Origin of the sequence: Mesorhizobium sp. M1142, assembly GCF_040318565.1 — a bacterium.
Lineage (GTDB): Bacteria > Pseudomonadota > Alphaproteobacteria > Rhizobiales > Rhizobiaceae > Mesorhizobium.
The window spans coordinates 1-19,086 of sequence record NZ_JAMYMK010000041.1 but is presented as its reverse complement, the minus strand read 5'-3'; the positions used below and the strand labels follow the sequence as shown (position 1 = coordinate 19,086).

General features: G+C 62.6%; 18 protein-coding genes and 1 tRNA gene. 15 read left to right on the top strand and 4 right to left on the bottom strand.

Annotation, left to right across the window (positions count from 1 at the left end):
• Nucleotides 1-398: 398 nt before the first annotated feature.
• A complete protein-coding gene (locus tag NKH42_RS30220) occupies nt 399-851 on the bottom strand; it encodes a cupin domain-containing protein (protein WP_352509427.1) in 453 nt (150 codons plus the stop codon).
• A 279-nt stretch (nt 852-1,130) separates the two neighbouring features.
• On the opposite strand from NKH42_RS30220, the gene NKH42_RS30215 reads away from it, so the two are divergent.
• Nucleotides 1,131-1,216 (top strand) — tRNA-Leu (locus tag NKH42_RS30215).
• A 65-nt stretch (nt 1,217-1,281) separates the two neighbouring features.
• Here NKH42_RS30215 and NKH42_RS30210 read toward each other — a convergent pair.
• Nucleotides 1,282-1,860 carry an NUDIX domain-containing protein gene (locus tag NKH42_RS30210; protein WP_352509429.1) on the bottom strand — a complete coding sequence of 193 codons (579 nt, stop codon included), beginning with the start codon at nt 1,858-1,860 and terminating at the stop codon, nt 1,282-1,284.
• Nucleotides 1,861-2,012: 152 nt separating this feature from the next.
• Between NKH42_RS30210 and NKH42_RS30205 the strand changes: the two genes are divergently transcribed.
• The 8 genes from NKH42_RS30205 to NKH42_RS30170 all read left to right on the top strand — a co-directional run bounded on the left by NKH42_RS30205 (nt 2,013) and on the right by NKH42_RS30170 (nt 8,706).
• Nucleotides 2,013-3,116 (top strand): NADH:flavin oxidoreductase/NADH oxidase, encoded by a 1,104-nt coding sequence (locus NKH42_RS30205; protein ID WP_352753451.1) that lies wholly within the window; start codon nt 2,013-2,015, stop codon nt 3,114-3,116.
• Nucleotides 3,117-3,224: 108 nt separating this feature from the next.
• Complete coding sequence (locus tag NKH42_RS30200; protein WP_352753453.1) at nt 3,225-3,542, top strand: SH3 domain-containing protein; 318 nt, start codon at nt 3,225-3,227, stop codon at nt 3,540-3,542.
• Nucleotides 3,512-3,898: a DUF982 domain-containing protein gene (locus tag NKH42_RS30195; protein ID WP_502896275.1), complete on the top strand. Its 387-nt coding sequence runs from the start codon at nt 3,512-3,514 to the stop codon at nt 3,896-3,898. The genes NKH42_RS30200 and NKH42_RS30195 overlap by 31 nt, the downstream gene beginning before the upstream one ends.
• 28 nt (nt 3,899-3,926) lie before the next feature.
• Nucleotides 3,927-4,166, top strand: a complete 240-nt coding sequence (locus tag NKH42_RS30190) for a DUF2188 domain-containing protein (RefSeq protein ID WP_254817690.1) — start codon at nt 3,927-3,929, stop codon at nt 4,164-4,166.
• Between the two features lie 163 nt (nt 4,167-4,329).
• On the top strand, nt 4,330-5,415 hold the full coding sequence (locus NKH42_RS30185; RefSeq protein WP_352753455.1) for an ABC transporter ATP-binding protein: 1,086 nt from the start codon (nt 4,330-4,332) through the stop codon (nt 5,413-5,415).
• Between the two features lie 33 nt (nt 5,416-5,448).
• Complete coding sequence (locus tag NKH42_RS30180; RefSeq protein ID WP_254817688.1) at nt 5,449-6,774, top strand: ABC transporter substrate-binding protein; 1,326 nt, start codon at nt 5,449-5,451, stop codon at nt 6,772-6,774.
• Between the two features lie 86 nt (nt 6,775-6,860).
• Entirely contained in the window at nt 6,861-7,811 is a 951-nt protein-coding gene (locus NKH42_RS30175) for a carbohydrate ABC transporter permease (protein ID WP_352974752.1), read from the top strand.
• 1 nt (nt 7,812) lies between these two features.
• Entirely contained in the window at nt 7,813-8,706 is an 894-nt protein-coding gene (locus tag NKH42_RS30170; RefSeq protein ID WP_023717433.1) for a carbohydrate ABC transporter permease, read from the top strand.
• A 38-nt stretch (nt 8,707-8,744) separates the two neighbouring features.
• Here the strand turns inward: NKH42_RS30170 and NKH42_RS30165 are convergent, their stop codons facing one another.
• Nucleotides 8,745-9,731, bottom strand: a complete 987-nt coding sequence (locus tag NKH42_RS30165) for an alpha/beta fold hydrolase (protein ID WP_352753457.1) — start codon at nt 9,729-9,731, stop codon at nt 8,745-8,747.
• 148 nt (nt 9,732-9,879) lie between these two features.
• Between NKH42_RS30165 and NKH42_RS30160 the strand changes: the two genes are divergently transcribed.
• From NKH42_RS30160 to NKH42_RS30140, 5 genes are all read left to right on the top strand, one after another.
• Nucleotides 9,880-10,629: a competence/damage-inducible protein A gene (locus tag NKH42_RS30160; RefSeq protein WP_352753459.1), complete on the top strand. Its 750-nt coding sequence runs from the start codon at nt 9,880-9,882 to the stop codon at nt 10,627-10,629.
• Nucleotides 10,630-10,703: 74 nt separating this feature from the next.
• Entirely contained in the window at nt 10,704-11,537 is an 834-nt protein-coding gene (locus NKH42_RS30155) for a universal stress protein (protein WP_352477397.1), read from the top strand.
• A gap of 111 nt (nt 11,538-11,648) precedes the next feature.
• Nucleotides 11,649-12,149, top strand: a complete 501-nt coding sequence (gene gpt / locus NKH42_RS30150) for a xanthine phosphoribosyltransferase (RefSeq protein ID WP_352649197.1) — start codon at nt 11,649-11,651, stop codon at nt 12,147-12,149.
• A 222-nt stretch (nt 12,150-12,371) separates the two neighbouring features.
• The gene (locus NKH42_RS30145; protein WP_352689904.1) at nt 12,372-12,860 is read left to right on the top strand and encodes an NUDIX hydrolase; all 489 of its coding nucleotides are present in this window, start codon (nt 12,372-12,374) and stop codon (nt 12,858-12,860) included.
• A 646-nt stretch (nt 12,861-13,506) separates the two neighbouring features.
• The gene (locus tag NKH42_RS30140; protein ID WP_352753461.1) at nt 13,507-17,271 is read left to right on the top strand and encodes a vitamin B12-dependent ribonucleotide reductase; all 3,765 of its coding nucleotides are present in this window, start codon (nt 13,507-13,509) and stop codon (nt 17,269-17,271) included.
• A gap of 127 nt (nt 17,272-17,398) precedes the next feature.
• Here the strand turns inward: NKH42_RS30140 and NKH42_RS30135 are convergent, their stop codons facing one another.
• Entirely contained in the window at nt 17,399-18,409 is a 1,011-nt protein-coding gene (locus NKH42_RS30135; protein ID WP_352753462.1) for an MBL fold metallo-hydrolase, read from the bottom strand.
• A 346-nt stretch (nt 18,410-18,755) separates the two neighbouring features.
• Between NKH42_RS30135 and NKH42_RS30130 the strand changes: the two genes are divergently transcribed.
• Nucleotides 18,756-19,025 carry a type II toxin-antitoxin system HicB family antitoxin gene (locus tag NKH42_RS30130; protein ID WP_352509439.1) on the top strand — a complete coding sequence of 90 codons (270 nt, stop codon included), beginning with the start codon at nt 18,756-18,758 and terminating at the stop codon, nt 19,023-19,025.
• Nucleotides 19,026-19,086: the final 61 nt, after the last annotated feature.

Below are 19,086 nucleotides of genomic sequence, written 5' to 3'. Positions count from 1 at the left end.
GACCTCAATGTAAGCCAACGATAGGATGGCAAACTGTTCGCGATGTCCTCGCACAGCTGTTCGCGATGTCCCCGGTCCAAACAGGAGGGAGATTGATGCGCCACGGCTTTCGCCAATCGCCAAGGGCATTTTGTGCCGGCCGCAGCAACTTTGTTCTTGCTTTGTGCCGGCAGCTATGCTACTAATTTGGCTATGGTGCTAATTGGCTCCAACGACCCGCCCGCCGAGGCGGGTTTTTTGTTTTAGCGTCGTTCATGGCAAAATGGCCCAAGCGGAATATGATTCCGGCTAATCAGCTTTCGCCGCGTTAGCGGATCTTACTGAATCGACGGTCGCGGAGTGTGACGCACTCCATCGTTCTAGCCTTCGGCCGGTTCAATCAATTCGATCCCGAACTGTCACTTCTTGCTCGGGTCGTCTGCCGGGTTGACGTAGGTGATCTTGAATGGCCCCTCGCCATGAACCTCTACGATCGTATCGCTTGTCGTCCAGGCGAAGTGATTCATTCCGGCCGGTGCGACGCCGAAGCCGCCAGCAGTCAGTTCGACGCCTTTCGCCTCGTCGAGCTTATCGCCCATTCCAAAATGGAAGTTGCCGGAAAGCACCGTCATGTATTCCGTGGTGGGATGATTATGTGCGGCAATTTTGTAGCCTGCGGGTGTCTTCAACCGCAGCACAAAGGCGCCGTCCTTTGAGGGATCTCCAGCGACAACAGCCATTTCCGCCCCAGCAGGAATGACAGCAGGAGCAGGACCCCATTTGATGTCTTTGGCGTTCATCGGCATCTCGTCAGCAGACAGAGGCGCCGTCCCAACAAGCAGCAGTGCCAGGGCAGAGGCAAGCTTGAGCATGACAATCTCCCAGTGTCTGTAGACGACGGCGTCGAGTATCGGCGCGCCGATCCACTTGCCGATTGGAGTCTATCAGGCCAGAGCGCCCGAACGCATCCTGCGAACGGGGGACACGCATTCGCGGTAGCCTCGGAAGCTGTCGCTAAAAACATCTCCAGGTGAAACGATTTTGTTTGTATCTCCGTGGGTGATTGGCCCTCGCTAGCTTCCAGTGCCAGATTTGTCGACGGCAGAAGACGGCTTGACGGCCTTTGGCTGGCGGCTGAAAAGGGCTGGCCTGCGGACGTGGCGGAATTGGTAGACGCAAGGGACTTAAAATCCCTCGATCTCTGATCGTACGGGTTCGATTCCCGTCGTCCGCACCAGATTGGTCTTCGTTTGATACCCTTCGTAACTGGAGACCAGGGCGCTCGACCCGGTTCTGGCCCCCTCACCTCCCAATCGGGTTCAGCTTCAAATGCTGGATTAAAATAATCGTCTTGGCGTCGATGATCCGACCATCGTGGATGCCGGCCAGCGCCTCGTCGAGCGGCATTTCCAAAACCTCGATGTCCTCGCCTTCGTCATGCGCGCCGCCGCCGTCGGAAATGCGGTCGGCGGGCGAATAGCGGGCGACGAAGAACCAGAGCCGCTCGGTCACGCTGCCGGGGCTCATATAGGGCGAAAACAGCCGCTGCACGTCCTTCAGGCGGTAGCCGAGTTCCTCCTCGGCCTCCTTGCGGATGCAGGTTTCGGGATCGTCTTCGTCGAGCAGGCCGGCGCAGGCCTCGATCAGCGGCTCCTTGTGGCCGGTGACGTAGGCCGGGTAGCGGAACTGCCGCACCAGAAGCACCGTCGACCGCTCGGGATCGAAAGGCAGGATCACCGCACCGTCGCCGCGATCGTAGGTCTGGCGGGTGTGCGTTTCCCATTTGCCGTCGCGCCGGCGATAATCGAAGACGGTCTTTTTCAAAACCGCCCATTCGTCGGAAAGGATTTCCTCAGAGCGGATGCGAATGCGATCTTCCATGGTGGACTCTCTGCTGCCGCGGCAAGGCGTAGCCGCGAACGGCCGTTCGTGCAATCGGTCCACCAATTGGTCCAGCGGCCGTTTCACCGTCTCGTGTCTGGCGCTGGCACAGTCGGCTGCCTAAATAGCGGCAACCCTTTCCGGAGTTTTTTATGACCTCATCGCTTTTCCAGCCGATCACCCTCGATGGCCTCACCTTCCCCAACCGCATCGCGGTCGCGCCGATGTGCCAGTATTCGGCCGAGGACGGCTCGGCCAGCGATTGGCATCTCTATCACTGGATGAACCTGGCGATGTCGGGCGCCGGCATGGTCACCGTCGAGATGACCGATGTCGAACGGCGCGGCCGCATCTCGCATGGCTGTCTCGGCCTCTATTCCGAGGACAATGAGGCGGCGGCGCGACGCACGCTGGATGCAGCCAAGCGCGTCGCCGCGCCGGGCACGAAATTCGGTACGCAACTTGCCCATGCCGGACGCAAGGCCTCCAACCGAAAACCCTGGGAGGGCGGCGGCCCGCTGCACGCCGATCAGGACCCGTGGCCGATCATATCGGCGTCGGCTATCGCCTACGACACCGGCTGGCAGGTGCCGCGGGCGCTGGAGGACGACGAGATCCTGCAAATCATCGAACGCTTCGCCGACGCCGCGCGGCGGGCCGAGCGCGCCGGCTTCGACTTCATCGAGCTGCATGCCGCGCATGGCTATCTGATCTTCCAGTTTCTGTCGCCGCTTTCCAACCGGCGTACCGACCGCTGGGGCGGCTCGCTGGAAAACCGCATGCGTTTCGCCGTCGAGATCGCCAAGGCGGTAAAGAAGGCGGTGCCCAGGCTGATGCTGGGCGCGCGTCTGTCGATCAAGGAATGGGTCGATGGCGGCTTCGACGTCGAGGATGCGATCGAAGTGGCAAAAGCGCTGAAGGAAGCCGGCGTCGCCTATCTCTGCTGCTCGAGTGGCGGCAATTCGCCGTTGCAGAAGCTGCCCTCTGGGCCCGGCTACCAGGTGCATCTGGCCGAAGCGGTGCGTAAGGCCGTCGGCATCCCGACGCGGGCCGTCGGCCTGATCGACGATCCGAAACAGGCCGAGGCGATCGTCGCCGACGGCCGCGCCGACATGGTGGCGCTGGCGCGCGCCTTTCTTGCCGATCCGCGCTGGGGCTGGCGCGCCGCGGCCACCTTCGGCGAAAAAATCCACCCGGCGCCGCAGCTTGCCCGCTCGGTGACGACGATGCAGCACTGGATGAAGGCGGCGAACTGACGGCGGGTTCGTCTCGCTGGGCGGGCCAGCACAGCTTCGCACTGATCCTCTGCCGGTGTAGAGTGGCCGGGGCCGCGGCTGGGCGCGGCGGGTTGGGGGAGCAGAGATATGTCGTTCAGGGGGATTTCCATTGCGGCTGCCGCCGCGGTCGTGGCCGGGCTGTCGTTCGCCGCATCGACGCCGGCCGGGGCGCAATATTGCGAAGGTACGGTTCACGGTCTTTCCAAGCACTACAATCTGGCAACCGGAAGTGGCTTTCTCGCCGTTCGGGCCCGACCGAACTCGTCGTCACGCATGATCGGGCAATTGTTCAACGGCGACCAAACCGAGATCTTCGACCGGCGCGGAAACTGGTACCAGGTCGATTTCGGCGGCCGCACCGGCTGGGCGAATGCGTGCTGGCTGCGCAATGGCTGCGGCTATTGAGCTATTTTCGCCTGAGCAAAAATAGCAGTTGCAACCAAATCGGCCGCTCCGCGTTGGCGGCGATGATGGACAGCAAGCCATTTGAAAAGCCGGTCGTGGTCGAACTCGGCCATGTCGGCAAGTATCGCCACATCCGCAGCGCCCAGGAGGCGGCGGAGTGCCTGATGACGGTCTGGCCACTCAATCGCGGGCCCCGTCATCGTGATGCCCTCGACACTTGCCTAAAAGTGCTGGAAGGTTATCGTTCGACGGCGGATGCGCGCCGGGCACTGATCGAAGCCGCCAGGGAATCGGACGTGCTGGTCGCAGACGACAGGCTGCCAGACGACAGGCTGGCCGACGACAGGCTGCATTGAGGCAACGGGCTTTCAACCGGAGGGTTTCATGGCGAAACTGACCTACAAGATCGTTGAGCATGACGGAGGCTGGGCCTACAAGGTCGGCTCGACATTCTCCGAAACGTTCCCCACCCATCAGGATGCCTTGCGCGCCGCCGAGATCGCTTCGGCCGAACAGCAGGTCGCCGGCAACACCGACGGCATCCAGTACGAGGACGCCGACGGCAACTGGCACGACGAGCTCGCCGACGGCCGCGACCGGCCGCAGACCGAGGTTTCGGATTAGGGCGTGTCGATATCCCAGTGATGCCGGCGTGCTTTACAGGTCGGTTTGGTAGCGCTACCGTCTTACATCGCGCGTGACCGGGGAGGAGCCTGGGCGTCGCCGCGGGCCAGGCAGAAAGCGGTTTCCTTCGAAGTCGTTGCAGGAATCAATCGGGAGGAGATCGATGGCGTCTGTCGCAATCGGCGATGTCTACAAATCATTTGGGACCGTCGAGGTCCTGCACGGGGTCAGCGTCGATATAAACGACGGCGAGTTCGTCACGCTGGTCGGACCTTCGGGTTGCGGAAAGTCGACCCTTCTCAGAATGATCGCCGGCCTGGAAAAGATCTCGCGCGGCCAGATCGCGATCGGCAAACGTGTGGTCAACAACGTTGCGCCAAAGGAGCGCGACGTCGCCATGGTCTTCCAGAACTATGCGCTCTACCCGCATATGACGGTTGCCGAGAACATGGCGTTCTCACTGATGCTCAAGGGCGTTCCCAAGACGGAGAGCGATGCCGGCGTGCGGCGTGCGGCCGAGATCCTGGGACTGGTGCCATTGCTCGACCGTTATCCCCGCCAGCTTTCCGGCGGCCAGCGCCAACGCGTCGCCATGGGCCGGGCGATCGTGCGCGACCCGCAGGTTTTCCTGTTCGACGAGCCGCTGTCCAATCTCGATGCCAAGCTCCGGGTGCAGATGCGCGCCGAGATCAAGGAACTGCACCAGCGCCTGAAGACGACGACGGTCTACGTCACCCACGACCAGATCGAGGCGATGACCATGGCCGACAAGATCGTCGTCATGCATGACGGCATCGTCGAGCAGATCGGGCCGCCACTCGAGCTCTATGACCGGCCGAACAACCTCTTTGTCGCCAGCTTCATCGGGTCGCCCGCCATGAACATGCTCAGGGGCGAGATCGTAAGCGACGGCTCGCCCTCGTTTCGCGGCGCCGGAGGGATTTCGGTCCCGTTGGCCTCGGCACTTTCCATCGGCAATGGTGAGCCGGTCGTGCTAGGGATACGGCCCGAGCATTTACGGCTGTCCGACCATCAGGGCATTCCGGTCACCGTCGCGGTGGTCGAGCCGACAGGGTCCGAAGTGCAGCTCATCGGCCGAACCGCCGGCGGCGAGGAGATCGTCGCCAATTTCCGGGAACGGCATTCCTTCACGCCGGGCGAAACCATCCGGCTTACGGCCGAGCCTGGCCTCATCCATCTCTTTCACGGCCAAACCGGACAGCGGTTCGAAACACCCATCGAGCAGTAGGACGGCAAGGACCATAAGCAGGAGGAAGCGAACATGAAATTCACCAGACGTGACGTGATCCGCACCACCGCCGGCGCGGCGGCGGGAGCCTTGGGAAGCCGGTTCATCGGCTCTCCCGCCTTTGCTCAGGAGGGGTTGAAATACAAGCCCGAGGACGGCGCCAAGCTCAGGCTGCTGCGCTGGTCGCCTTTCGTGCAGGGCGACGAGGATCAATGGCTGGCCAACACCAAGCGCTTCACCGAAGCGACCGGCGTCGAGGTCCGCGTCGACAAGGAAAGCTGGGAGGACATTCGCCCCAAGGCGGCGGTCGCCGCCAATGTCGGCTCCGGCCCGGACCTGATGTTCGTCTGGTTCGACGACCCGCACCAATATCCCGACAAGCTGCACGATGTGACGGAACTAGGCGAATATCTCGGCTCGAAATATGGCGGCTGGCACGACGGACCGCACCAATATGCGACACGGCAAGGCAAGTTCCTCGGCCTGCCGCTAGCGACCATCGGCAATGCCATCGTCTATCGCGAAAGCTGGGTGAAGGAGGCCGGCTTCTCAGAATTTCCAAAGGACACGGCAGGCCTGCTCGAGCTTTGCAAGGCATTGCAGGCGAAGGGGCACCCGGCCGGCTTCACGCACGGCCACGGGGTCGGCGACGGCAACAACTACGCCCACTGGCTGCTGTGGAGCCATGGCGGCCAGATGGTCGACGAGAACAGCAAGGTGACGATCAACAGCCCGGAGACGCTGAAGGCGATCGAATACGCGCAGCAACTCTACAAGACCTTCATTCCCGGCACTGAAAGCTGGCTCGACGTCAACAACAACCGCGCCTTCCTGGCCGGCGAATTGAGCGTCATCGCCAACGGCATTTCCGCCTACAACACGGCCAAGATCAACAAGGACAAGGATCCGAAGCTGGCTGAAATAGCCAAGGACATCCGCACCACCAACCTGCCGATCGGCCCGGTCGGGAAATCCGTCGAGCTGTTCCAGGTGACCACGGCCGTGATCTTCGACTACACGCCCTACCCCAACGCGGCCAAGGCCTACCTGCAGTTCATGTTCGAGGATCCGCAAATGTCGCAGTGGATCACGTCGTCGGCAGGCTATTGCTGCCAGACGCTCAAAGCCTTTGACAACAACCCGGTTTGGACGGCCGATCCGAACAATGCCGCTTACGCCAAGGCCTCGGCGACGCTGCGGCCCAACGGCTATGCCGGCCCGCTCGGTTATGCCTCGGCGGCGACCATGGCCGACTATGTGCTGGTCGACATGTTCGCCAAGGCGGTGACCGGCCAGGCGACGCCGCAAGAGGCGATGGAGGAGGCCGAAAAGCGCGCCAACCGCTACTATCGCGTTTGAGCCGGCTCGGCCGGGCAGCCATGCTGCCCGGCTTCGAATCGCGCATGGCCGCCCGGCCGTTTACGAAACCTTAGAGGAGCCGACCCATGGCCGTGACCTCCGCCGCCGTTCAGCCGCGTCCCTCGATCTTGTCTCGCATCCTGGCGACCTTGGCCGATAGCCGAAACGCGCTTGGCTTCGGCTTCATGCTGCCGGCGGCGGCACTGCTGCTGGTCTTCCTGACCTATCCGCTCGGGCTCGGCGTCTGGCTCGGCTTCACCGATGCCCGCATCGGCCGCCCCGGCATCTTCATCGGCATCGAGAATTACGAATATCTGTGGGACGACGCCGTCTTCTGGCTCTCCGTTTTCAACACCTTGCTTTATACGATCAGCGCCTCGATCCTGAAGTTCGTGCTCGGCTTCTGGCTGGCGCTTATCCTCAACCAGAACCTGCCGTTCAAATCGTTCTTCCGCGCGATCGTCCTGCTCCCCTGGGTGGTGCCGACTGTGCTGTCGGCCATCGCCTTCTGGTGGATCTACGATTCGCAGTTCTCGATCCTGTCCTGGGCGCTTATGGAAATGGGCCTGATCGACCATCGCATCAATTTCCTCGGCGATCCCGAGAATGCGCGGGCTTCGGTCATCGCCGCCAATGTCTGGCGCGGCATTCCTTTCGTGGCGATCACGCTGCTTGCCGGCCTGCAGACGATTCCGCAGTCGCTCTACGAGGCCGCCACGCTCGACGGCGCCAGCCGCTGGCAATTGTTCCGCTATGTGACGCTGCCGCTGCTGACGCCGATCATCGCCATCACCATGACGTTTTCGGTGCTGTTCACCTTCACCGATTTCCAGCTGATCTATGTGCTGACGCGCGGTGGGCCGGTGAACGCCACGCACCTGATGGCGACGCTGTCGTTCCAGCGCGGCATTTCCGGAGGCCAGCTTGGCGAAGGCGCCGCGATCGCAGTCGCCATGATCCCGTTCCTGCTGGCGGCGATCCTGTTCAGCTACTTTGGCCTGCAACGGCGCAAATGGCAGCAGGGCGGCGGAGATTGACATGACCGCGATCGAAACGAGCAAACGCCCGGAACTCGACGAAGGCGGCATGGGCTACCTGCAGAGCGTGCCGCGCCGCGTGGTGACGGTCTACCTGCCGTTGCTGATATTCGTCATCGTGCTGTTGTTTCCGTTCTACTGGATGACGATCACGGCGGTTAAGCCCAATCTCGAGATGACCGACTACGCCAATTTCAATCCGTTCTGGGTGGTGCATCCGACGCTCGAGCATATCCGCTACCTGCTCTTCGAGACATCCTATCCGGGCTGGCTGCTCAACACGATCATCATCTCGACCGCCGCCACGTTCCTGTCGCTGCTGGCTGCGGTGTTCGCTGCCTATGCGATCGAACGCTTGCGGTTCTCCGGGGCGCGTCAGGTCGGCCTCGCGGTGTTCCTCGCCTATCTCGTGCCGCCTTCGATCCTGTTCATTCCGCTGTCGGTGATGGTGTTCAACCTTGGCCTTTACGACACGCCCTTCGCTCTCATCCTCACCTATCCGACCTTCCTGATCCCGTTCTGCACATGGCTGTTGATGGGTTATTTCCGCTCGATCCCGTTCGAGCTGGAGGAATGCGCGCTGATCGACGGGGCGAGCCGCTGGCAGATCCTCACCAAGATCGTGCTGCCGCTGTCGGTGCCGGGCCTGATTTCCGCCGGCATCTTCGCATTCACGCTGTCATGGAACGAGTTCATCTACGCCTTGACCTTCATTCAGTCGTCCGAAAACAAGACTGTGCCGGTCGGCGTGCTCACAGAGCTGGTGCGTTCGGACGTCTATGAATGGGGGGCGCTGATGGCGGGAGCGCTGATCGGCTCGCTGCCGGTGGTGGTGCTCTATTCGTTCTTTGTCGAGCACTATGTTTCCTCGATGACCGGAGCCGTGAAGGAATAGGCGGCATGGTCAGGAATGCGTGAGCTTCCCGGAGGGTGTCAGCTGCCGGTGTCAGACTTCGGCGCAAATGCGCGGTCGGCAATGCGTTCGATGAAAGCGACGACCCGTTCCGGCTCGACGAATTGCGGCATGTGGCCAAGCCCCTCGACCGGCTCGAAATCGAGCCCGCTGATCTTTTCCATCACCGGCCAGCCGTGGATACCGATGCCCAGCACGCGGTCGGAAGCACCAAACAGAATGCCGGCCGGCATGGTGATTTCACCATAGCGTTGCTCGATGCGGCCAAGGTCATGCGCGATGGCCACGACATCGGTCGATGTTGCGTAGAAATGGCTTGGCCTCAGTCCGCACCAGCCGCCGCCCTCGACCATATAGTCGGCCGGTGCCGTCTGTGGCGCGAAGATGAAGGCCAGCGTGCGTTCTGCATCTTTGAGAGCCGCCGGGATCGCCACCGTATGAGCCATGATCCGGCGCCGCAGGGGCCAGTTGATGTATAGCGGGCCGAACTTCTCGCGCGCGTCCGGCTCCATATGGGTCAGCGGCGCCAGCAAGGCGACACCGGAAATCGCCTCGGGATGCTCGACAGCCAGCGTCAGTGCGATGGCGCCGCCCAGCGAATGGCCGACGACCAGAGGCTTCTCCAGCCCAAGCGCCTCGATAAAGCGCCGCACGATCTCGGCCTGCTCGGGCAGCCGCCCGCTGGCGCCCCTGGCCCGCACCGAATAACCGGAACCCGGACGGTCGAGCGCAATCAGCCGATAGTTCGGGCCGAAAATTCCGAACAGCGTGTGACGGAAATGATGAAGCTGCGCGCCGAGGCCGTGCAGGAAGACGATCGGCCGCCCCTCGCCCGTCTCGACATAATGAATGCGGTTGCCGTCGATCTCGATGAATTTGCCGCTGGCCGGCACCAGCCTTTCGGCTTTCGCCGCGATCCGCCGTGTCGCCAGCAGAGGATAGGCTGCCACGACGAGGGCCAGCAGAAACAGCGCGCCGGGCAGCCATAGAAGAATCGGTACCGGCATGTCTTGCTCAAGGCTCCAAACCGGCACGCAGCATCACCCGCCGAAGGGTCCACTGCAAGGAGGTGGCACAGGTGGATCCGTCGTTTGGCGGCATTGCCGCCGGCCGTCCGCCGCGCTATCTCAGGCGACCCGTTTGCCGGAGCCTGCCATGACCGAAATCGTCACCGCCGCCATGCTCGTCATCGGCGACGAGATTCTGTCCGGCCGCACCAAGGACAAGAACATCGGCCACCTCGCCGATATCATGACGGCGATCGGCATCGACCTGAAGGAAGTGCGCATCGTTGCGGACGAGGAAGACGAGATCGTCGCTGCGGTGAATGCGCTGCGCACCCGCTACACCTATGTCTTCACCACCGGCGGCATCGGCCCGACGCATGACGACATCACCGCCGATTCGGTTGCCAAGGCCTTTGGCGTGCCATGCGAATACGACCCCAGGGCCTACGCCCTGCTGGAGGCAAGCTATGCTGCCCGCGGCATCGAATACACGGAAGCGCGCAAGCGCATGGCGCGGATGCCGCGCGGGGCAGACCACATCGACAACCCAGTGTCGGTTGCGCCGGGCTTTCGCATCGGCAACGTCCATGTCATGGCCGGCGTGCCGGCGATTTTCCAGGCGATGCTCGACAATGTCGTGCCGACGTTGCGGGCCGGCACCAAAATGCTGTCGGCCACCGTGGAATGTCCGTTCGGCGAAGGCCTGATCGGCCGGCCGCTGGGCGACATCCAGAAGGCGCATCCGGAAACGATCATCGGCTCCTATCCGAAATATGGCGACGGCAAATTCTGGACGGAACTGGTGGTGCGCGCCCGCAGCCAGCAGGCGCTGGACTCCGCACGCGCCGACGTAGAGGCTATGGTGGCGGGTTTGATCAAGGCAAACAAGCCGGGCTGATCGGCGTGACGGAACCAAGCATCGCGCAGTGACGTTTGTCACGATGGGATCGCCGTAAGGAGTGAGGGACTGCCATGCGATTCAAGACCATCGTCGCCATACTACAGAACGAACAGGACGCCGAGCGCGTGCTCGACTGCGCGATCCCGCTGGCCAGCCGGTTCCAGAGCCATCTGATCGGCATTCATGCCGAGGCGCTGCCCGTGCCCTACACCTCGGCCACCGGCTTTCCGGACACCGAGTTCCTGCAGGTTTCGGCCGACATGAACCGGGAGCGCGCCGAGAAGTTGCAGGCCGCCTTTCACAATCGCGTCGAGAATTCCGGCCTGTCGTTCGAATGGCGCAGCCTCGAGAGTTTTTCCGGCGACAGCGCGCTGACCGGCATCTCGACCGTTCGCACCGCGGACCTGATCATCGCCGCGCAGCGCGAATCGGGCAGCGACCCGAGCGCCGACGTCGACACGCTGGTCTACGATGCCGGCCGGCCGGTGCTGGTGGTGCCGCATTCGGGTCCGCTGGTGACCAGCTTCAAGCATGTGCTGCTCGCCTGGAACGGCAGCAAGGAAGCCGCGCGTGCGGCCTTCGATGCCCTGCCCTTCATCATCGAGGCTGAGAAGACGGACATCGTCGTCATCGACCCGCCGGATACGCTCGACGAGGCGCCGGAAACGGCCGGCGCAGAGATCGCCGCCTCGCTGTCCAGGCACGGCGCGACCGTCAGCGTCTCGGTGCTGAGGTCCGGCGGCGCCTCGGTCGACGACATCATCCAGACCAGGGTCGCCGAAACGGGTGCGGACCTGCTCGTGCTCGGCGCCTACAGCCATTCCTGGCTGCGCCAGCTGCTGTTCGGCGGGGTCACGCGGACGGTGCTGCGCACCGCACCGGTGGCGGCTTTCCTGTCGCGGTAGCTTCACAGGGATAGCTTTCCACTCCCCTTGCCAAGCCCAAGCCTTTCCAGTTAATTCCGCGCGCATTCCATAGTGTCTGCGCGCGATGCGCGCTTTGCGGAGTGCGCGAAGATGTCCCTGCCCGAAAAAGCCTTCCCGGTCTCCTGGGACCAGTTCCACCGCGATGCGCGCGCGCTCGCCTGGCGGCTTGCCGGCGCCAACAAGGGGCAATGGAAGGCGATCGTCTGCATCACGCGCGGCGGCCTGGTTCCGGCCGCCATTATTTCGCGCGAGCTTGGCATCCGCGTCATCGAGACGGTCTGCGTCGCGTCCTACCACGACTACACCAGCCAGGGGCAGCTGCAGGTGCTGAAGGAGATCACACCAGCGCTGCTCGCCGATGATGGGGCCGGCGTGCTGATCATCGACGACCTCACCGATACCGGCAAGACGGCGGGCATCGTGCGCGCGATGATGCCCAAGGCGCACTTCGCCACCGTCTACGCCAAGCCGAAAGGCAGGCCGATGGTCGACACTTTCGTTACCGAGGTCAGCCAGGACACCTGGATCTATTTCCCCTGGGACATGGGCTTCACCTACCAGAAGCCGATCGCCGACGACCACGCCGGCTGATTCGCGGCAACGCGGCTTGTTGCAACCAGCCCGCCCAAGGCATCATCCGCAGCCGAGAAATGCCGACTTGATGCTCGCGCGGCCGCCCCATTTGAGCGAGACCGGGCGCAAATCGGCAGAATCTCGCTGGTCCATGAAACATTTTTTACTTTTATTGCTTATAATTAGCCGTAAGATTCATGAGACGGCAAATGATTCTGGAAGCTGGGGCAAGCTTCTCCGATGTTGACGAGGCCAACGACGCACAACCATCTGGCCGAAAGGGTCCAGCGACTCTTCGGCGCGGTGCCGTCCCGCCTGCAGGTTGCAGCGTTGCCTTGGCGCGATAGCGGGGACGGCGTCGAAATCATGCTGATCACCAGCCGCGACACCGGCCGTTGGGTGCTTCCCAAGGGCTGGCCGGAAGCGAAGGAGCCGCTTTGCGAAGCGGCGGCGCGCGAAGCCGGCGAGGAGGCCGGGCTGCGCGGCACGATCTCGCATCAAGAGGCCGGCCGCTATTTCTACGCCAAGGTGCTGGATTCCGGCGAGGAAGTGCCGTGCGAGGTTCTGGTGTTCCCGCTGCAGGTCGACAAGGTCGCCGACCGGTGGAAGGAAAAGCGGGCACGCACCCGCAAGTGGGTCAGCGCCGCCGAGGCTGTGGGCATGGTGCATGAACCGGACCTTCGCCAGATCATCGCCCATTTCTGCGCCGATCCACGCCGGTTCTCCTGAGCCCGAGCGGCGCATAGCCGCGGTCAGGTGCCGCGAACGCCATCGCCGAAGCACCTCCGCGCGGCGCCGAACCTTCCTCGCTGCGCTCCGCTTCTATCCCCGTTATCCACATATGTGACACACAAGATGTTGGGGTCATAAAAGCTACGCAAACGAATCCTTGACGGCGCAAAACGAGTCGCCTTTTATAGGCCATGCGCTCCTGTTGAGAGTGCGACCGGAAAAGTTTCGAGGCCGGTCTTTTTCCCGGAATATGTGCGTTTTGATCCGCATTCCCGCCTGTTTACGAGGCCGGCGGAGGCGTGGGATTTTGAAGCCTTGGGGGGCGAAAGGGGAGGATTGTCGGGCTTGAATAAATTGTCTGTTAACACTATATTTAGTGTTTGCAGATAGGTTCGACGCTAGATAATGTGAATTTCCCTCGACCGAGGGCGTTACAAAAAGTTTTCAGTTTTTGAGGGACCCACAGGGTCCGTGAGCATGTTGGACAGCGGCCTCGCAAGAGGTTCGACCGGCAGGGCGGCGGAGACTGTGAAGATGAGAGCCGGGGTTTTCGAACGCCGGCAGACGGCGGGCATGCGCGTTTCGTCAAGAGGGCAGAAATCCTCGGGAAAAGCGCTATATGTAGACAAAAGGGACCGGACCAATGCGCATCGAGCGTCGTTTCACCAAGCCAGGACAATCTGCCTATGCGGAGATCGAATTCCGCAAGGCGCTTTCCGAGATCAAGAATCCGGACGGGTCGGTGGTGTTCCGCTTGGACAACATCGACGTGCCGGCGCAGTTCTCCCAGGTTGCCGCCGATATCCTGGCGCAGAAATATTTCCGCAAAGCCGGCGTGCCCGCACGGCTGAAGAAGGTCGAAGAGACGCAAGTTCCCTCCTTCCTGTGGCGCTCCGTCGCCGACGAGGCTGAACTGGCCAAGCTGCCGGAAGCCGAGCGCTACGGTTCCGAGACCGACGCCCGCCAGGTCTTCGACCGGCTTGCCGGCACCTGGACCTATTGGGGCTGGAAGGGCGGCTACTTCAAGTCGGAGGAAGACGCGCGCGCCTTTCGCGACGAGCTCGCCTATATGCTGGCCACCCAGCGCGTCGCGCCGAATTCGCCGCAATGGTTCAACACCGGCCTGCACTGGGCCTATGGCATCGACGGTCCGAGCCAGGGCCATTTCTATGTCGACCCGTTCACCGGCAAGCTGACCAAGTCGAAGTCTTCCTACGAGCATCCGCAGCCGCATGCCTGTTTCATCCAGGGCGTGCAGGACGACCTCGTCAACGAGGGCGGCATCATGGATTTGTGGGTGCGTGAGGCGCGCCTGTTCAAATATGGCTCCGGCACCGGCTCGAACTTCTCGTTCCTGCGCGGCGAAGGCGAAAAGCTGTCGGGCGGCGGCCGCTCGTCGGGGCTGATGAGCTTCCTCAAAATCGGCGACCGCGCGGCGGGTGCCATCAAATCGGGCGGCACGACGCGCCGCGCCGCGAAAATGGTCATCGTCGACGCCGACCACCCCGATATCGAGGAGTTCATCGACTGGAAGGTCAACGAGGAGCAGAAGGTCGCCTCGCTGGTCACCGGCTCGAAGATCGTCAAGAAGCATCTCGAAGCGATCATGAAGGCCTGCATCAACTGCGAAGGCAATGGCGACGATTGCTTCGATCCGGCGGTCAACACCGCGCTGAAGCGCGAGATCAAGGCGGCCAAGAAGGACGCGGTGCCGGAGAACTACATCTATCGCGTCATCCAGTTTGCCAAGCAGGGCTACACCTCGATGTCGTTCAAGACCTACGACACCGACTGGGATTCGGACGCCTATCTCACCGTTTCCGGCCAGAATTCCAACAATTCGGTGTCGCTGAAGGACGATTTCCTGCGCGCCGTCGAGCAGGACGGCGACTGGCATCTCACCGCCCGCAAGGACGGCAAGGTGCTGAAGACGCTGAAGGCGCGCGATCTCTGGGAAAAGATCGGCTATGCCGCCTGGGCGTCGGCCGATCCGGGCCTGCATTTCAACACGACGATGAACGACTGGCACACCTGCGCCTCGGCCGGTGCGATCCGGGCGTCCAACCCGTGCTCGGAATACATGTTCCTCGACGACACCGCCTGCAATCTGGCCTCGATCAACCTACTGCCCTATCGCAACGCCGACGGCACCATCGACATCGCTGCCTACGAGCACACGGTGCGACTGTGGACCATGGTGCTTGAAATCTCCGTCATGATGGCGCAGTTCCCGTCGAAGGAGATCGCCAAGCTTTCCTACGAGTACCGTACGCTCGGCCTCGGCTACGCCAATATCGGCGGCCTGCTGATGACCTCGGGCATTCCTTACGATTCCGACGAGGGCCGCGCCATTTGCGCCGCCCTCACCGCGATCATGACCGGCACCGCCTATGCCACTTCGGCTGAAATGGCCGCCGAGCTCGGCGCCTTCCCCGACTACGACCGCAATGCGCAGAACATGCTGCGTGTCATGCGCAACCACCGCCGCGCGGCCTACGGCGAAAGGGACGGCTACGAGAAGCTTGCCGTCAACCCGGTGCCGCTGGTCGCCTCGGATCTCAAGCAGCAGGAGCTTGCCGACCATGCCAAGGCCGCCTGGGACCGCGCCATCGAGCTTGGCGAGGAGCATGGCTACCGCAACGCGCAGGCAACGGTGATCGCACCGACCGGCACGATCGGCCTGGTGATGGATTGCGACACCACCGGTATCGAGCCTGACTTCGCGCTGGTGAAATTCAAGAAGCTCGCCGGCGGCGGCTATTTCAAGATCATCAACCGCGCCGTGCCCGAAGCGTTGCGCACGCTCGGCTATTCCGAGGCCCAGATCGCCGAGATCGAGGCCTATGCCGTCGGCCACGGCAATCTCAACCAGGCGCCGGGCATCAACCCCGGCTCGCTCAAGGCAAAAGGCTTTACCGACGAAAAGATCGCGGCACTCAATGCGGCATTGAAGTCGGCCTTCGATATCAAGTTCGTCTTCAACCAGTGGACGCTGGGCGCCGACTGGGTGAAGGAGACGTTCGGCTTCACCGACGAGCAGCTCAATGATTTCTCGTTCGAGATGCTGCCGGCGCTGGGTTTCTCGAAGAAGGACATCGAGGCCGCCAACATCCATGTCTGCGGAGCGATGACGCTGGAAGGCGCGCCGTTCCTGAAGGCCGAACACCTGCCGGTGTTCGACTGCGCCAGCCCGTGCGGCAAGATCGGCAAGCGCTCGCTGTCGATCAACAGCCACATCATGATGATGGCGGCGGCACAGCCCTTCATTTCCGGTGCCATTTCCAAGACCATCAACATGCCGAACGACGCGACGGTGGAGGACGCCAAGGGCGCCTACATGCTGTCATGGAAGCTGGCGCTGAAGGCCAACGCGCTCTATCGCGACGGCTCGAAGCTGTCGCAGCCGCTCAACGCCTCGCTGCTTGCCGACGTCGAGGACGACGAGGACGAAGCGGTCGAGCAGCTGATCGCGGCACCGGCCGCGCAGCGCGCCGTGCAGGTGACAGAGAAGATCGTCGAGCGCGTCGTCGAGCGTCTCTACCGCGACCGCGAGAAACTGCCGAACCGCCGCAAGGGCTATACCCAGAAGGCGGTCGTCGGCGGCCACAAGGTCTATCTCAGGACCGGCGAATTCGATGACGGCCGCCTCGGTGAGATCTTCATCGACATGCACAAGGAAGGTGCCGCCTTCCGGGCGATGATGAACAACTTCGCCATCGCGATCTCGCTCGGCTTGCAATATGGCGTGCCGCTCGAGGAATTCGTCGAAGCCTTCACCTTCACCAAATTCGAGCCGGCTGGCATGGTGCAGGGTAACGACGCCATCAAGAACGCCACGTCGATCCTCGACTATGTGTTCCGCGAACTTGCCGTCTCCTACCTCGGCCGCCACGACCTCGCCCATGTCGACCAGTCGGATTTCGACAAGACCGCACTCGGACGCGGCATCAACGAAGGCAAGGCGACGCCCTTCTCCAAGGGTCTCACCCGCGGTGCCTCGCCGGTCAAGCTGGTGTCGGGCATGAGTGCCGAGCCCAAGGGCTTTGCTGGTTCGGGCTCCGGAACTCCGGCCCGTACCGCCCCGACCGCCTTCTCCGGCTCCAACGTGCTGACGCTGAAGCCGGCCAGTGACGAGGCCATTGCCTACAAGCGCGACTACGAGGAGCGCGCCAGGGAACTGGTCGAGGACATCGTCTACGCGGAAGCCTCCGACCCGACGGAGCTGTTCACCGATGAGGCCGCGAAAGAAGCAGCCGAAGCCAAAGCGCTCGCCGCCAACCGGCGCCAGCAATCATTGATGCAGGGCTACACCGGCAACGAATGCTCGGAATGCCATAACTTCACGATGGTGCGGAACGGGACTTGCGAGAAGTGTGATACTTGCGGGGCTACGAGCGGATGTAGCTGAGATAGCTGATAGGCAAGTTCATCGCTTGGAGGTGGGTTGACGGCAACCCACCTTTAACGGCCAAAGCTCGCGACGTTGCTCGTGCGGTCGTTCAAACGCTGTGCTCGGCCCTAACCCAATACGCGGGTCAGTAGTCCCAGACAGCCGGCACGCAACGAAAGACATCGCCGTCCACCGCCACATGGCAGATAGACGGGAACGGCAGGTGAGTGGCCACCAGCGGCTCGCGGGTCGCCGCCAGCTCCCGCAAAAGATTGATCCGGACGCGGGCCGCCTCCTCGGGGTCGTGTTCGAAGCCGTTGTGCCAGTCGGGTTGGTCGAACCCGACCTGGAACACGGCGTCGCCGGCGAAGGTCAGCCGATCGCCGCCGGACGCTAGGCGGACCACGCTGTGCCCGGGGGTGTGGCCGCCGGTGAGCGTGACGACCACCCCCGGCGCCACCTCATGCTCCGTCTCAAACGGCCGCAACTGGCTGTGGTAGTCGTTCACGAACCGCCTGGCCGCCCGCCGCAGCGCATCCGGGAACCCCGTTGGCATGGAGACGCGGGAGAAATCGGGCGACTCCCAGAACTTGAGCTCGGCGGCCGCCACGTGAATCCGCAGATCCGGACGCAGCCGGTCCTTCACCCCGTCGATGAGCAGCCCGCCAATGTGGTCCATGTGCATATGGGTCAGCACCACGTCGGTGACGGATGCGAGATCGATGCCGGCGGCCTCCAGTCGCGAGACCAACCGCCCGGCCCTCGGCAAGTGCAAGTCCGGGTCCATCCCCAGCCCGGCGTCCACGAGTATGGTCCGGTCGCCGCTGCGTACGACGACCACGTTCAGCGGCCACTCGAGCACGTCCGGCGGCAGGAACATGTCGTCCAGCCAGGCCGCCCGGAGGGCCGGGTCGACGTTGTATGCCATAACCGGCGCTGGTATCGGCAGCACTCCATCGCTGACCACCAGCACGTCGATGTCGCCGACCTGCAGCGCGTAGCGCGACGGAACCAATTCGGGCTCCGGTCTACCGTTGCTGTGCTTGGCGTTCAGGCTGTCGGCGCAGTGCTGGATCGAGGGGTGTGAAATGTTGTCCAAGCTCATGTTTGTCTCCTGCTGACCAGTCGTGCGGGTTTTTGTTTCTGCCTGCGACATGATGCGCTCCTGTTTTGCGTGATCGAGACGTGTGGGTCACAAGCCACGTCGGGGACCCTATGGGGAAGCGTGTCGGCTATCGAGCTACACCTGAGGATGGGTCAGCCTGTGCTCTCAGTGGACCGCAGCGAGGATTTGGTGGTGAAGAGGCTGGCATGAGGGAGTAGACGCTCTCGCCCACCGAACCGCGCCCCGCGCTCAGCGTTGACTCGAAGCCGTCCTCAATATCCGTGACGATGTGCTCATTAGAGCAGGAAAGATCTCAGGAGGAGCTGCTGTTCAACTACGTCGGTGTAGATGATCGGCCGCTGGCCATAATGACATTTCCAACCGAAGAGGTCGCGCAATGCGTTACGTGGCAGTCATCGAAAAGCCGGAAACAATTTTTCCGCTTAGCTGCCGGACCTACCCGGCTGCATTGCGATCGGTGCTCGAGGTGGAAAAACCGAAATTCGCGACGCAATACGCTTTCACATCGAAGGCCTCGCGCGCCGATGGACTGGATGTGCCCAAAGGTGTCAGCCTGGCTCGTCTTTGTGAGCTCCGCCCCCTTGTTTGGGGTTTCGGCGGCGGTTTCGGCCCGGGCGGCCGGGCTGCGGGCGCACCTATCCCGTGATGGCGGCCCATCGGCGCATGTTGAAGGCGATCGCCGCCAATGTCACCTGGGCGGTGGCCTT

What these genes read in the sequence shown, in the direction of transcription:
- NKH42_RS30185 (WP_352753455.1), top strand. Translation starts at nt 4,330, where the DNA reads ATGGCGTCTGTCGCAATCGGCGATGTCTACAAATCATTTGGGACCGTC.
- NKH42_RS30135 (WP_352753462.1), bottom strand. Translation starts at nt 18,409, where the DNA reads ATGTCGCAGGCAGAAACAAAAACCCGCACGACTGGTCAGCAGGAGACA.
- NKH42_RS30160 (WP_352753459.1), top strand. Translation starts at nt 9,880, where the DNA reads ATGACCGAAATCGTCACCGCCGCCATGCTCGTCATCGGCGACGAGATT.
- NKH42_RS30190 (WP_254817690.1), top strand. Translation starts at nt 3,927, where the DNA reads ATGGCGAAACTGACCTACAAGATCGTTGAGCATGACGGAGGCTGGGCC.
- NKH42_RS30210 (WP_352509429.1), bottom strand. Translation starts at nt 1,860, where the DNA reads ATGGAAGATCGCATTCGCATCCGCTCTGAGGAAATCCTTTCCGACGAA.
- NKH42_RS30145 (WP_352689904.1), top strand. Translation starts at nt 12,372, where the DNA reads ATGTTGACGAGGCCAACGACGCACAACCATCTGGCCGAAAGGGTCCAG.
- NKH42_RS30180 (WP_254817688.1), top strand. Translation starts at nt 5,449, where the DNA reads ATGAAATTCACCAGACGTGACGTGATCCGCACCACCGCCGGCGCGGCG.
- NKH42_RS30155 (WP_352477397.1), top strand. Translation starts at nt 10,704, where the DNA reads ATGCGATTCAAGACCATCGTCGCCATACTACAGAACGAACAGGACGCC.
- NKH42_RS30130 (WP_352509439.1), top strand. Translation starts at nt 18,756, where the DNA reads ATGCGTTACGTGGCAGTCATCGAAAAGCCGGAAACAATTTTTCCGCTT.
- NKH42_RS30220 (WP_352509427.1), bottom strand. Translation starts at nt 851, where the DNA reads ATGCTCAAGCTTGCCTCTGCCCTGGCACTGCTGCTTGTTGGGACGGCG.
- NKH42_RS30140 (WP_352753461.1), top strand. Translation starts at nt 13,507, where the DNA reads ATGCGCATCGAGCGTCGTTTCACCAAGCCAGGACAATCTGCCTATGCG.
- NKH42_RS30170 (WP_023717433.1), top strand. Translation starts at nt 7,813, where the DNA reads ATGACCGCGATCGAAACGAGCAAACGCCCGGAACTCGACGAAGGCGGC.
- NKH42_RS30165 (WP_352753457.1), bottom strand. Translation starts at nt 9,731, where the DNA reads ATGCCGGTACCGATTCTTCTATGGCTGCCCGGCGCGCTGTTTCTGCTG.
- NKH42_RS30205 (WP_352753451.1), top strand. Translation starts at nt 2,013, where the DNA reads ATGACCTCATCGCTTTTCCAGCCGATCACCCTCGATGGCCTCACCTTC.
- gpt (WP_352649197.1), top strand. Translation starts at nt 11,649, where the DNA reads ATGTCCCTGCCCGAAAAAGCCTTCCCGGTCTCCTGGGACCAGTTCCAC.
- NKH42_RS30175 (WP_352974752.1), top strand. Translation starts at nt 6,861, where the DNA reads ATGGCCGTGACCTCCGCCGCCGTTCAGCCGCGTCCCTCGATCTTGTCT.
- NKH42_RS30200 (WP_352753453.1), top strand. Translation starts at nt 3,225, where the DNA reads ATGTCGTTCAGGGGGATTTCCATTGCGGCTGCCGCCGCGGTCGTGGCC.